An 11,888-nucleotide genomic window follows, 5' to 3' on the forward strand; every position below is an offset into this window, starting at 1 on the left:
CATGGCGGCGACCGAGTCCCTTCCGGGCAGCATGCCGACCCTGCCGGGCTTCGACGATGCCCGCGCCGGCAAGCGCGCCGAGTGCGACGGCGGCGGCGCCATCACGGGCACGCGCTACGCCGGACGCGAGGAGTTTGCCGGCACGCTCACCGGCGACTACGTCGATCACGGCGACCCGCCGTGGCGCTGGTACCTGCTGAAGGACCTCGTGCGTCGGCCCGAGGGCTATCCCGGCAATGCCGTGTGGTGCCTCGCCGAGAACCTCTTCGTCGAAGGCGAGCCGGTCTAGGATGACGCTCCGGATCGTGGTCTGCGCGAAGGAGGTCCTCGACCCCGACGCGGTCAATAACTACGCGCTCGAGGGCCGACTCGTGATCGGTGACGACGGGAAGTCGTTGACCCAGGCGTCCATTCCGCGCCTCATGAACGCCTACGACGAGCAGGCGATCGAGGCGGCGCTCCGCATCCGCGAGGCGGGCGTGGCGTGTACGGTCACCGTCGTCTCGGTCGGCGAGGCTCAGGACATCCTGAAGCACGCGGCGTCGCTCGGGATCGACGAGCCCGTCGCGATCCAGGCGGATCCGGCGGGGCTCGATCATCACGGCATCGCGAAGCTCCTCGCCGCGTTCGTGCGGTCGCGGGGCGGAGCGGATCTGGTGCTCTGCGGGCGGCAGGCCTCCGACGACGACCAGGGCCTCGTGCCCGCGCTCCTCGCCGAGTACCTCGGGACGCCCGCGGTCACGATCGCGCGTTCGGTCGAGGTGACGGCGGCGGGTGAGGGCTTCGCGGTGGGGGTCGTGCGGGTGACGCCCGACGGCGACGAGACGGTTGCGGTCGCGGCGCCGGCGGTGGTGACGATCAGCAACGAGCTCGGCCAGGCGCGCTATCCGACGATGGCGGGGCGCATGGCGGCGCGGAAGAAGAAGATCGGGCTCGTGACGCCGGCGGAGCTCGGGATCGCGGCCGAGTCGCTGCGGCCGCGCGTCACCCTCGCGAAGCAGTTCGTGCCGACGGTCAAGAGCGCCTGCGAGATGATCGCCGGGGCGACGCCCGACACGGCCGCCCAGGCGCTGATCGCGCGCCTCCGCGCGGAGAACGTGCTCCGATGACCCGCGTCGTCGTCTGCACCTGGGGCACGAGCGGCGGCGCCGAGGAGCTGCTGACGCTCGCGCGCGGCGTCGCGACGACGGTCGACGCGACGCTCGGCTGGCTGCTCCTCGGGCCGGCGCCGCACGACCTGACGGAGATCGCGAGCCGGCAGGACGTGCCGGTCGTCGACCACATCGAGGACGACAAGCTGCAATCGTTCGGCGGCGACGTGGCGGTGGCGGCGATCGCCGACTACGCCAGGCAGCACGACTTCCGGCTGCTGCTCGTGCCGCAGACGTTCGACGCGCGGGTGCTCGCGCCGCGGCTCGCGGCCCGCATCGACGCGGGCGTCGTGATGAACGGCGTCGGCGTGAGCGTCGATGGCGGCGCGCTCACGGTGACGGCCTCGGCGTATGGGGGCGACACGCGAGTCGTCTACGCGCTCGCGGGCGAGGGGCGGTTCGTGGTCGGCGTGTCGACCAGCGCGCTCGCGGCGGAGCCGGCGCCGAAGCCCGCCACGGCGGTCACCAAGCATTGCGTCGTCGATCTCTCCGGCGTCGCGGAGCGAGTCCAGGTCGTGGCGCGGAGCGAAGCCGCCGGCCCGCGCATCGAGGAGGCCGACGTCATCGTGGCCGGCGGGCGCGGCCTCGGGGAGAAGGCCAACTACCGGCTGGTCCACGAGCTCGCGGACGCCCTCGGCGGCATGGCCGCCGCCTCGCGGCCGATCGTCGACGAGGGCTGGGCCGAGCCGGCCCGCCAGGTCGGGCTCACGGGCAAGATCACGCGGCCGACGCTCTACATCGCGGCCGGCATCTCGGGCGCGAGCCAGCACATGGTGGGCTGCGCCGCCGCGAAGACGCTGGTCGCGATCAACCGCGACCCCGACGCCGCGATCTTCCGCTACGCGCGCTACGGCATCGTGGGCGACTGCCTCGAGATCTTGCCGGCTCTGACCCGCGCGGTGAAAGGATAGGTGCTTCACCATGGCTGACCGCATTCCCGTCGCCGACGGGCTCTTCGCCGAGACCAAGGACGGCGCGCGGCTCATCGGCTCGCGCTGCGCGTCCTGCGGCACGCCGTACTTCCCGAAGGTCGACTGGTGCCGGCACCCCGAGTGCGCGGCGTCGAAGATCGAGGACGCGGGCTTCGGTCCGGACGGCACGATCTGGAGCTGCGCGATCCAGGACTATCCGCCGCCCGCGCCGGCCAAGTTCGACAAGCCCTACAAGCCGTACGCGATGGCGGTCGTGGATCTCGCCGACGGGCTCCGCGTGCTCGGGCAGATCAAGACCGACGACATCCGCAGCGTGAAGCCCGACATGAAGGTCACGCTCGTCGTCGACGCGCTCTGCCACGACGACGCCGGCAACGAGGTCGTCACCTGGAAGTTCGAGGTCAACCATGCGTGAGGTCGCCGTCATCGGCCTCGGGATGCATCCCTGGGGCAAGTTCGGAGACAAGTCGGTGCAGCAGCTCTGCCGCGTCGCCGTCGACGCCGCCTTGAAGGATGCCGGCGTCGCGTGGCGCGACATCGAGGCCGTCGCGGCGGCGAGCTCGAGGTTCTCGGGGGGTCGCGGCTGGGGACTCAACGGCAACGACGTCATCGACGACATGGGCGCGACCGGCATCCCCGTGTACAACCTCTCGGCCGGGTGCGCGGCGGGCGGCAACGCCTTCAACGTCGGGACGATGCTCGTCGCGAGCGGACAGCACGACATGGTGCTGGTCGTCGGCGGCGAGAAGATGCCGAAGGGATTCATCCAGACCTCCGGCGTGGAGGAGACCACCGACCCGGAGTATCTCCGCCAGGTCTGCATCGGCGTTCCCGGCCCTACGTTCTGGGCGTTCATGTGCCGCCGCCGCATGGCGGACCATGGCACCACCGAGGAGCAGCTCGCGAAGATCGCCGTGAAGGCGCGGAAGCTCGCCGTTCACAATCCCAACGCCCGCTTCCGCAAGGAGACGAGCGTGGAGGAGGTCATGGGTTCGGCGCTCGTGAGCTACCCGCTCCGGCTTTTCGAGATCTGCCCCGTGAGCGACGGCGCCGCCGCGGTCGTGATCTGCTCGGCCGAGAAGGCCCGCCGGCTCACCACCAGGCCGCTCTGGGTCGCGGCGAGCGCGATCGCGACCGCGCGCTTCGACGACGGCATCCCGCGCGGACTCGCCGGCGCGGTGCCGAAGGATGGCAAGGCGTACCACAGCGAGGCCGCGGCCGCCGTCCGCAAGGCGATGGAGAAGGCCGCGATCGGTCCTGAGGGCATCGACCTGATCGAGCTCCAGGACAACACCGTCTACTACGAGCTCTCCTTCCCGGAGGAATGGGGCTTCTGCGAGCCCGGCGAGGCGGAGCACCTCCTCGAGAGCGGCGCGACCTTGCCGACCGGCCGGTTGCCGATCAACCCGAGCGGCGGCTTCATCTCGTTCGGCGAAGCGACGACCGCGCAGGGGCTCTTCCAGATCTGCGAGCTCGGCTGGCAGCTCCGCGGTGAGGCGGGCGGCCGCCAGGTGCCGGACGCCAAGGTGGGCCTGGCGCAGACGCTCGGGCTCGGCGGCAACGGGTCAGGGACGATCCTCAAGCGCTGAGCCGTTTCCGTCGAGTGCGAAGACTGCACGTGGCATCGCTCGTGCGTGGGGCGGGAGGGCGCTTCGCGGGCTCAGCAGATACTCGACTCCCACCGTTCAATGGCACCTTGCGCAGGGTCGCGTAGCGCATCTGACGAGCCCGCGAAGCGCCCTCCCTCCCCACACCGCACCGCCGCAGCGCAATCTGCAAACACCGAAGACGCCACCGAGCGTCGGCGTTTCGGGGATGACGTCATCTGGGTTTTGCAGATCGCGCAGCGTCGGTGAGCAGCGGGGCTGGGGTGACACCTCGGCAGGTCGTCAGATCCGCTACGCGGCCCTGCGCGAGGTGCCCTTGAACGGCGCGGAGTCGAGGATCTGCTGACCTGCCGAGGTGTCACCCCGGCCCCGCCGAGCAGCGACCCCCGTGCGATCTACTCAAACCGAGGGCGGCACCGTGGCGTGCCGGATGCTCTGGCCCTTGACCATGAAGACCACCATCTCCGCGATGTTCGTCGCGTGGTCGGCGATGCGCTCCAGGTACTTCGACACGAAGAGGATGCGCATCGCGCGCGTGATCGTGTGGGGGTCCTCGATCATGTACGAGAGCAGCTCGCGGAAGATCTGGCCGTTCAGCTTGTCGACTTCGTCGTCGCTCCGGCAGACCGCGAGGGCCATGTCCGGGTCCTCGCGCACGAAGGCGTCGAGGCTCTGGCGCAGCATGCCGAGCGCGATGTCCGCCATGCGGGGGATGTCGATGTAGGGCTTCAGTGGAGGCTCGGCGGCGAGCTCGACCGCGCGCTCGCTGATGCTCACGGCGCGGTCGCCGAGGCGCTCGAGGTCGGTGGTGATCTTGAGGGCGGTCGTGATGAAGCGGAGGTCGCGCCCGGCGGGCTGGCGGAGGGCGAGCAGCCGGAGGCACATGTCGTCGATCTCGCCGTCGAGGGCATTCACCTCGGCGTCCTTCTGGATCGTCGCTTCGGCGAGGGGACGATCGCGTCGGACGAGGGCCTCGATCGCCTTCGCGATCTGCTTCTCGACGAGGCCGCCCATCGACAGGATACGCTGCCGGAGGTCGTTCAGCTCTTCTTCATACTGGCGGTCGGTGTGTGCGGCCATCGTTGGTTACCCGAAGCGACCCGTGATGTAGTCCTCGGTTTCCTTCCGTGCCGGCGTCGTGAACACCTTCTGCGTGGGTCCGAACTCGACGAGCCGGCCGAGGTACATGAAGGCGGTGTAGTCCGAGACGCGGGCTGCCTGCTGCATGCTGTGGGTGACGATCACGATCGTGTACTTCTCGCGCAGCTCGTGGATCAACGCCTCGATCTTGGTGGTGGCGATCGGGTCGAGGGCGGAGCAGGGCTCGTCCATGAGGACGACCTCGGGAGCGACCGCCAGGGTGCGTGCGATGCAGAGCCGTTGCTGCTGACCGCCCGAGATGCTGACGCCCGAGGCGCGCAGGCCGTCCTTCACCTCGTCCCAGAGGGCGGCCTGGCGGAGGCTCTGCTCCACGATGCCCGCGAGCTCGTCGCGGTCCCGACGGATGCCGTTCAAGCGGAGCCCGGCCGCGACATTGTCGAAAATGGACATCGTGGGGAAGGGATTCGGGCGCTGGAAGACCATGCCGACCCGCCCGCGGACGGAGACGGGGTCGACGCCGGGACCGTAGATGTCCTCGCCGTCGAGCAGCACCCGTCCGGCGACGCGCGCGCCCGGGACCGTCTCGTGCATGCGGTTCAAGCACCGGATGAACGTCGATTTGCCGCAGCCCGAGGGCCCGATGATCGCCGTGACCCGGTGCTCGGGCAGCACGAGATCGATGTCGTGGAGGGCCTGGGTGGTCCCGAACCAGGCGCGTAGCCCGGCGACCTCGAGCTTATTGGGACTGACGTCGTTCATCGTCCGTGCGCGATCTTCCCACGGGTCAGCAATCGGACCGAAAGGCTGGTGGCGCCGATCAACGTCATGAGGACCAGCGCTCCGGCCCATGCCTGACGATGCCAGTCGTCGAAGGGCGAGATCGCGTAGGTGTAGATCTGGACCGGGAGGGACGCGATCGGTCCGCCGAGGCCGCTCTGCCAGTACTGGTTGCCGAAGGCGGTGAAGATGAGGGGCGCGGTCTCGCCGGCGACGCGCGCGATCGCGAGTATCATGCCGGTGAGGATGCCGCCGCGCGCGGTGCGGAGCACCACCGAGACGGTCGTCCGCCACATGGGAACACCGAGCGCGAGCGACGCTTCGCGGAGCGAGGTCGGCACGAGGCGAATCATCTCCTCCGTCGTCCGGGCGACGATCGGGAGCATGATGACGGCGAGCGCGATCCCTCCGGCGTACCCCGAGAAGCCCTTCATCGGTAGGACCACCAGCGTGTAGACGTAGATGCCGATCACGATCGAGGGGACGCCGTTCAGTACGTCGGCGCAGAAGCGGACGGTCGCGCCGAACGGCGTGCGGCGGTGCTCGGCGAGGTAGACCCCGGTGAGCACGCCGATCGGGAGGCCGAGCGCGGCGGCGAGCGCGACGAGGGTCAAGCTGCCGACGATCGCGTTGGCCATGCCGCCGCCCGTCTCCCCGACCGGCCTCGGCAGGTGCATGAAGAGCCCGAGGTCGAGCGCGCCCACGCCGCGTGCGAGAAGATCGCCGAGGATCAGGACGAGCGGGAGCAGCAAGGCCGTCGTGCAGGCGGCGGCGAGGGCCGAGGCGAGGCGATCTACGAAGCGGCGCGAACGGAGCGTCATGTCAGTGCCCCGAGCCGCCGCCGCCGTCACCCACGCGCCAGATCAGGAGACGCGCCAGCACGTTCACGAGCATGGTCACGACCAGGAGCACGAGGCCGATCTCGACCAGGACCTGGACGTACAGCTCGGAGGTCGCTTCGGCGAACTCGTTTGCGATGACGCTTGCCATCGTGCTCCCTGGAGCGAAGAAGGAGACGGCGATCTCTGGACGATTGCCGATCACCATCGTGACGGCCATGGTTTCTCCGAGCGCTCGTCCGAGTCCGAGCATGATCGCGCCGATCACGCCGGCGCGGCCGTACGGCAGGACGCCCATGCGGATCATCTCCCAGCGCGTGGCCCCGAGGGCGAGGGCCCCCTCGCGTTGCGCGACCGGCACCGTGCGGAATACCTCGACCGCAACCGACGTGATGTACGGCACGATCATCACGGCGAGCACCATCGAGGCGGTGAGCATGCCGACCCCGTAGCTCGGCCCCTGGAAGAAGGGCAGGAAGCCGAGGGTGTGGGTGAGCGCGGGGGCGACGGTGCTCCGCACCCATGGCACGAGGACGAAGATGCCCCACAGGCCGTAGACGACGCTCGGGATCGCGGCGAGGAGCTCCACCAGGAACGCGACGGGCGTCCGCAGCCACGACGGAGCCATTTCACTGAGGAAGATCGCCGTTCCGACGCCGAGCGGGACGGCCTGCAGCAGCGCGAGGAGCGACGAAGCGAGCGTCCCGTAGATGAAGGGGAGCGCTCCGTATTCGTTCGCGACCGGATCCCACGTCTGCTCCGACAGGAACCCCCATCCGAAGGTGCGTACCGCGTCCGCCGACTTCCAGACGAGGATCGCCACGATCGAGAGCAGGACGGCGACGAGCGACCACGCGCCTGCCGCGGTGAGCGCGCGGAACACGGTGTCGCCGACGTTTGCCCGGCCCCGCCTCGGCAGGAGCGGACCGACGTCCACCCGGATCGTCACGCCGGGCGCGGCGGCGCCACGCTCCAGAGCGGTCGGAGCGGAAACGGGCGCGGCGTGGAGCGTCATCGCGCGCGAGGACACGTCATTTCCCGGCGAGCGGTCTCCCGTCGGCCATCGTGATCCTGGCGAGCGCGGCGCGCGCCTTCGCGGCGACGGCGGGCGGCAGCGGCGCGTAGTTGAGCGGCGCGGCGGCGTTCTGGCCCTCGGTCAGCGCCCAGTCGAGGAAGGCGAGGAGCTTCGCTCCCTTCGCGGCATCGGCCTGCTTCTCGTAGACGAGGAGCCAGGTCATGCCGGCGATCGGGTAGGCTTCGGCACCCGAGGCGTCGGTGATCGACATGCGGAAGTCGTTCGGCATCTCGACCGCGGTATCGGCGGCTGCCGCCGTCACGGACGCGAGAGTGGGCGTGACGAGCTGGCCGGCCCGATTCTTCACCGCCGCGAAGGGGAGTTGGTTCGAGAGCGCGTAGACGAGTTCGACGTAGCCGAGCGAGAAGGGCGTCTGCTTGACGAGGCCGGTGACGCCTTCGTTGCCCTTGCCGCCGAGGCCGACCGGCCAGCGGACCGCCGTCCCGCGGCCCACCGTGTCGAGCCAGGCCCGGCTCACCTTGCTCAGGTAGTCCGTGAAGATGTAGGTCGTGCCGCTGCCGTCCGAGCGATGGACGACGACGATGTCCTGCGCCGGTAGCGCCGCGCCGGGGTTGGCCGCCGCGATCGCGCCGTCGTTCCACTTGACGATGCGGCCGAGGAAGACGTCGGCGACGATCTCGGGCGTCAGCTTGAGTTCCGGGAGTCCTTCGACGTTGTAGGTGAGCACGACGGCGCCCATCACCGTCGGGACATGCAGGACCGGGCCACCCTTGGCGGCGCGCAGCTGCTCGTCGCTCATCGGCCCGTCGGTCGCGCCGAAGTCGACGGTCTGCTCGCTGATCTGCTTGATCCCGCCGCCGCTGCCGATCGACTGGTAGTTGAAGCGTGAGGTCGGATCGATCGCGCCGTAGAGGCTGAACCACTTCGAGTACATCGGGTAGGGAAAGGTCGCCCCGGCGCCGTTCAGCTGGAGCTGCGCCTGGGCGGAGCCGGTGGCGAGCCAGAGCGCCGCGCTGGTGATCGCGAGAAGTCGAACCAGCGGCCGCATGATCCCTGCGTGGAATGGACGTGATGATGTCACGTGTTTCGCTCCCCTCGGTGTTGGACGGGCACCCCGCCGGGGTGAGCGCGTCGTTGCGCGATTCCTACAGGCGAGGGCATTCGCGGACGGTAACGGTCACGTTACAAGTCGGTTACGGAGGCGGCCGCAGCGGCGGGAAATGCGGACGAACCATGAAGGCGCGGTAGCGGGCGCTGTGCGAAGCCGATCTGCATCGCGCAGCAACAGGGAGAAATTCGTGCTGAGCGGTCGATCCTTCGTTGACGGTCTCGGCGGCGGGTTTCATGCTCGCTGCATGACTGGGATCGGTCGCGTGGGCGTCGGGGTGTCGTTGGTCGGGTTGGTGCTCGCGTGCGCGGGCAGTGCGCACGGGGTCACGGTTTCCGCGTGTCTCGCCGGGAAGCTCGGCGACGTGGGGCGGACGGCGGCGCGGGGGCTCGCGTGTTGGGGGCGGGATGCCGCGACGCCGGATGCGGACGTGCGCGGCGCGTGCAGCGCTAGGGTCGAGGAACGTTTCAGCGGCGGGCTCGATCCGAGCCGGGGCCTCTTCGCGAAGCGGGAACGGCGCCCGCCTTGTCCCACCGTCGGCGATCAGACCGAGCTCGCGGCCGACGTCGCGGCGTTGGTGGCCGCGGCCCCCGGGGAGGTCGGTACGGCCACGCGCCCGAGCCGCTGCGACGCCGCGAAGCTCGGCTGCGTCGGCCGGTATCTGATCGGGACGTTCGGCTGTCTCGCGCGCGCCGCCAAGGGCGGCGGAATGGTCGATCCGATCTGCGTGGCGAAGCTCCGAAGCCGGCTCGGCGACGCCGCGACCGGCTGTCTCGGAAAGGCGATGGCCCGGGGCGATTGCAGCGCGAGCGGCGATCCCGGCGCACTCGCGGCGGTCGCGGACGCCTTCGCCGCGGCGACGCTCTGCGCGCTCGATCCGGGCGGGACGGAGGAATGCGGCGCGCTGCCGACGCCGCTCCCCACTCCGACGCGCACGGCCACGCCGGTGGCGACTCGCACACCGACCCCGACGCCGACCGGCGCCGCCGATCCCTCGCAGCTCTGCGTCGACATCATCAATCAGTATCGCGCCACGATCGGCATGGGACCGCTCCAGCGTTGGAGCGAGCAGGAGAGCTGCGCGGAGGACCAGGGATTCGCCGACAACGCGAGCGGGACGCCGCACAGCGCCTTCGGACAGTGCACCGAGTGGGCGCAGAACGAATGCCCCAACTGGCCGGGGCCGCCCGCGGCGATGATCGACGACTGCCTCGCGCTCATGTGGGCGGAGGGGCCGGGGGAGCCGTACTCCGAACACGGCCACTACATCAACATGACGAACCCGAGCTACACGAAGGTCGCGTGCGGGTTCGCCGTTCTGTCGAACGGACGCGTCTGGGCGGTGCAGGACTTCCGCTGAGGCCTCTCAATAGCCGCCGCGGCCCTGGCGCCAGCAGTAGAGCCCCTGCGCGTCGCCGCAGCAGCCTTCGTCCTCGGCGCAGCAGATCGTGACGCCGCGCCGCGAGCACGTCGTGGCCCGATCGCCGCAAGGTCCGCGGCCGGCGGGTGCCGCGCGGTCGTCGTCGCGCACCTCGTCGCCGGCGCGGCCGGCGTACCCGCGATCGCAACAGTACGGCGCGACCCCGTCGTCGCAGCAGCCCCCCGGGGGCAGCAGATCGAGCGCCTGCCCGCGCGGCAGTAGTCGAAGTCGTCGGGACAGAGCCGCGAGCGGTCGTTCCGTAGCAGGATGTTCTGGAACGACACGCTCGACTGCGAGCTGCGGACCCTTCACTACGTCGAGCGCAACGATTTCTTTCTTCGGCCCCGCATTACCTACGACTGGACCGACTCGTGGAAGGCGAGCGTCGGCGGCGAGATCTTCCACGCCCGAACAGCGGCGCCTTCGTCGAGATGAAATACAGCTTCTGAGGGCGACGCAGCTGACCCGGCGCTACGCGATCACGTCCCCGGCCCACAGCGCGTCGAGGAATAGTTTCCAGGGAAGCACTTCGATCCCGTCCGCCAGCGTCCGGGGCGTGTGTTCGAGGCACACCATGACGGCGCGGCGGACGCGGTGCTCCTCTTTCAGCGCCCGGAGCCCGCGCAGGTCGCCGTCGTGGACGCGCGCGCTCGACTTGACCTCCACCGCCACTTCCATGGCGCCCAGTACGAAATCGACCTCGAGCCCGCTGCTGGTTCGCCAGAAGGAAAGCTCGAGGTCGGGAGCGCGATACGCCTGATAGGCGCGGAGCTCCATGAGCAGGTAGTGCTCGAAGGATTTTCCGAACTCCGAGCCGCCGAGCCGGGGCGCACGGCGCGCCAGGAAGTTCGTCACGCCGACGTCGAACAAGTAGAACTTCTCGGTCTCCACGAGGCGGCGCCGCCGCGTTTTCCGCCACGGAGGTATGCGGAACCCGAGATAGGTGTCCTCCAGGATCTCGAAGTACGTCCGGACGACCTTTGCCGAGACTCCGCTCTCACGCGCGACGTTGGCATAGTTGAGGAGCTCGCTGCTCGTGAGCGCTGCGACGCGTAGGAATTCTGCGAACGCGGGAATGTCGCGCGTGCGTGCCTCTGCCGCGATCTCCTCCTTCAGGTAGTCGCCGATGTAAGCGCGAAGATCCTCGTCGGGACGGTCCGCGAGGAAGTGGGGTGGCAAGAGCCCGGTCGTCATCACGCGTTCAAGGTCCAGCGCGCCGACTTCGGGAAGGCAGAGCGGCACCATCGTGCGCCGCCACGCGCGCCCAGCGAGCAGATTGGCGTGTCCGCGACGAAGCTTCCGCGCGCTCGAGCCGGTGAGAAGGAACGCGCGCGGAGTGTTTTCGATCAACCAGTGCACCTCGTCCAACAGGGCCGGAACCTTCTGGATCTCGTCGATCACGACCAGGCGGTGCGCACTCTTCGCAAACCGTTCGCGCAGGAGGGCGGGACGGGACGCGTATTCGCTGAATACGTCAGACTTGAGGAGGTCGACCAGCGGCGCATCGGGGAACGTCTCGCGAATCCAGTAGCTCTTGCCGACCCGCCGCGGTCCCCACAGAAACGCGGACCTGCGCGGCGGCAGCTGGAGGTCCAAGAGGCGATGGAATTTCTTCCCCACGGGGGAAGTTTATCCGGATAATCTTCCCTGGCAAGGCGTCATTGGCTGGGATCGTCAGCCGAGCGCGCCGGCGATCACGAGCTCGGTGACCCGCTCCTCGTCGTAGCCGAGGATCTCGCGCGGCACCTGGTCGTTGTCGCAGCCGAGCGTCGGCGCCGCCGCGTGCTGCGTAACTGGAGAGTGCCGGGTTCTCGGGTGTGATCAGCGGCGCTTGATCGGCTTCGCTGCTTCGGTGCGTTGCGCGAGTTGGAGGTCGGAGCGTTCGGTGGCGAGGTCGATCCAGCGATCGACGAGGCG

Annotated in this window: 13 protein-coding genes; 6 read left to right on the forward strand and 7 right to left on the reverse strand. The window is 69.6% G+C overall.

All coding sequences use genetic code 11. The features are described from left to right. Window position 1 precedes the first annotated feature (1 nt). The 5 genes from IT293_06640 to IT293_06660 are packed head-to-tail and all read left to right on the forward strand — an operon-like array spanning window position 2 to window position 3,672. Window positions 2–289 carry a hypothetical protein gene (locus tag IT293_06640; protein MCC6764323.1) on the forward strand — a complete coding sequence of 96 codons (288 nt, stop codon included), beginning with the start codon at window positions 2–4 and terminating at the stop codon, window positions 287–289. 1 nt (window position 290) lies between these two features. After that, window positions 291–1,109 carry an electron transfer flavoprotein subunit beta/FixA family protein gene (locus IT293_06645; GenBank protein MCC6764324.1) on the forward strand — a complete coding sequence of 273 codons (819 nt, stop codon included), beginning with the start codon at window positions 291–293 and terminating at the stop codon, window positions 1,107–1,109. Continuing rightward, window positions 1,106–2,062, forward strand: coding sequence for an electron transfer flavoprotein subunit alpha/FixB family protein (locus tag IT293_06650; GenBank protein MCC6764325.1), 957 nt, complete (start codon window positions 1,106–1,108; stop codon window positions 2,060–2,062). The genes IT293_06645 and IT293_06650 overlap by 4 nt, the downstream gene beginning before the upstream one ends. 10 nt (window positions 2,063–2,072) lie before the next feature. Beyond that, a complete protein-coding gene (locus IT293_06655; GenBank protein ID MCC6764326.1) occupies window positions 2,073–2,498 on the forward strand; it encodes an OB-fold domain-containing protein in 426 nt (141 codons plus the stop codon). Then, a complete protein-coding gene (locus IT293_06660) occupies window positions 2,491–3,672 on the forward strand; it encodes a transporter (protein ID MCC6764327.1) in 1,182 nt (393 codons plus the stop codon). Before IT293_06655 ends, IT293_06660 begins: the two co-directional genes overlap by 8 nt. A 417-nt stretch (window positions 3,673–4,089) precedes the next feature. Here the strand turns inward: IT293_06660 and phoU are convergent, their stop codons facing one another. From phoU to pstS, 5 genes are read right to left on the reverse strand one after another with little or no spacing between them, the layout of a single operon-like run. Beyond that, a complete protein-coding gene (phoU, locus tag IT293_06665; GenBank protein MCC6764328.1) occupies window positions 4,090–4,770 on the reverse strand; it encodes a phosphate signaling complex protein PhoU in 681 nt (226 codons plus the stop codon). A 6-nt stretch (window positions 4,771–4,776) separates the two neighbouring features. Next, window positions 4,777–5,550: a phosphate ABC transporter ATP-binding protein gene (locus tag IT293_06670; protein ID MCC6764329.1), complete on the reverse strand. Its 774-nt coding sequence runs from the start codon at window positions 5,548–5,550 to the stop codon at window positions 4,777–4,779. Continuing rightward, complete coding sequence (gene pstA / locus IT293_06675; protein ID MCC6764330.1) at window positions 5,547–6,389, reverse strand: phosphate ABC transporter permease PstA; 843 nt, start codon at window positions 6,387–6,389, stop codon at window positions 5,547–5,549. Before pstA ends, IT293_06670 begins: the two co-directional genes overlap by 4 nt. Window position 6,390: 1 nt before the next feature. After that, on the reverse strand, window positions 6,391–7,422 hold the full coding sequence (pstC, locus tag IT293_06680; GenBank protein ID MCC6764331.1) for a phosphate ABC transporter permease subunit PstC: 1,032 nt from the start codon (window positions 7,420–7,422) through the stop codon (window positions 6,391–6,393). 16 nt (window positions 7,423–7,438) lie between these two features. Further along, on the reverse strand, window positions 7,439–8,491 hold the full coding sequence (gene pstS, locus IT293_06685) for a phosphate ABC transporter substrate-binding protein PstS (GenBank protein MCC6764332.1): 1,053 nt from the start codon (window positions 8,489–8,491) through the stop codon (window positions 7,439–7,441). Between the two features lie 307 nt (window positions 8,492–8,798). On the opposite strand from pstS, the gene IT293_06690 reads away from it, so the two are divergent. Continuing rightward, a complete protein-coding gene (locus IT293_06690) occupies window positions 8,799–9,911 on the forward strand; it encodes a CAP domain-containing protein (protein MCC6764333.1) in 1,113 nt (370 codons plus the stop codon). 6 nt (window positions 9,912–9,917) lie between these two features. On the opposite strand, the gene IT293_06695 is transcribed toward IT293_06690, so the two are convergent. Then, a complete protein-coding gene (locus IT293_06695) occupies window positions 9,918–10,283 on the reverse strand; it encodes a hypothetical protein (protein ID MCC6764334.1) in 366 nt (121 codons plus the stop codon). A 159-nt stretch (window positions 10,284–10,442) separates the two neighbouring features. After that, the gene (locus IT293_06700; GenBank protein MCC6764335.1) at window positions 10,443–11,591 is read right to left on the reverse strand and encodes an ATP-binding protein; all 1,149 of its coding nucleotides are present in this window, start codon (window positions 11,589–11,591) and stop codon (window positions 10,443–10,445) included. Window positions 11,592–11,888: the final 297 nt, after the last annotated feature.

The sequence above is a fragment of the Deltaproteobacteria bacterium genome (assembly GCA_020848745.1).
Lineage (GTDB): Bacteria > Desulfobacterota > Binatia > UTPRO1 > UTPRO1 > UTPRO1.

Excerpts from the sequence above, each read along its gene's own strand:
- IT293_06640 (MCC6764323.1), top strand. The coding sequence starts at position 2 with ATGGCGGCGACCGAGTCCCTTCCGGGCAGCATGCCGACCCTGCCGGGC.
- IT293_06655 (MCC6764326.1), top strand. The coding sequence starts at position 2,073 with ATGGCTGACCGCATTCCCGTCGCCGACGGGCTCTTCGCCGAGACCAAG.
- phoU (MCC6764328.1), bottom strand. The coding sequence starts at position 4,770 with ATGGCCGCACACACCGACCGCCAGTATGAAGAAGAGCTGAACGACCTC.
- IT293_06645 (MCC6764324.1), top strand. The coding sequence starts at position 291 with ATGACGCTCCGGATCGTGGTCTGCGCGAAGGAGGTCCTCGACCCCGAC.
- pstA (MCC6764330.1), bottom strand. The coding sequence starts at position 6,389 with ATGACGCTCCGTTCGCGCCGCTTCGTAGATCGCCTCGCCTCGGCCCTC.
- pstS (MCC6764332.1), bottom strand. The coding sequence starts at position 8,491 with ATGCGGCCGCTGGTTCGACTTCTCGCGATCACCAGCGCGGCGCTCTGG.
- pstC (MCC6764331.1), bottom strand. The coding sequence starts at position 7,422 with ATGACGCTCCACGCCGCGCCCGTTTCCGCTCCGACCGCTCTGGAGCGT.
- IT293_06670 (MCC6764329.1), bottom strand. The coding sequence starts at position 5,550 with ATGAACGACGTCAGTCCCAATAAGCTCGAGGTCGCCGGGCTACGCGCC.
- IT293_06690 (MCC6764333.1), top strand. The coding sequence starts at position 8,799 with ATGACTGGGATCGGTCGCGTGGGCGTCGGGGTGTCGTTGGTCGGGTTG.
- IT293_06660 (MCC6764327.1), top strand. The coding sequence starts at position 2,491 with ATGCGTGAGGTCGCCGTCATCGGCCTCGGGATGCATCCCTGGGGCAAG.
- IT293_06650 (MCC6764325.1), top strand. The coding sequence starts at position 1,106 with ATGACCCGCGTCGTCGTCTGCACCTGGGGCACGAGCGGCGGCGCCGAG.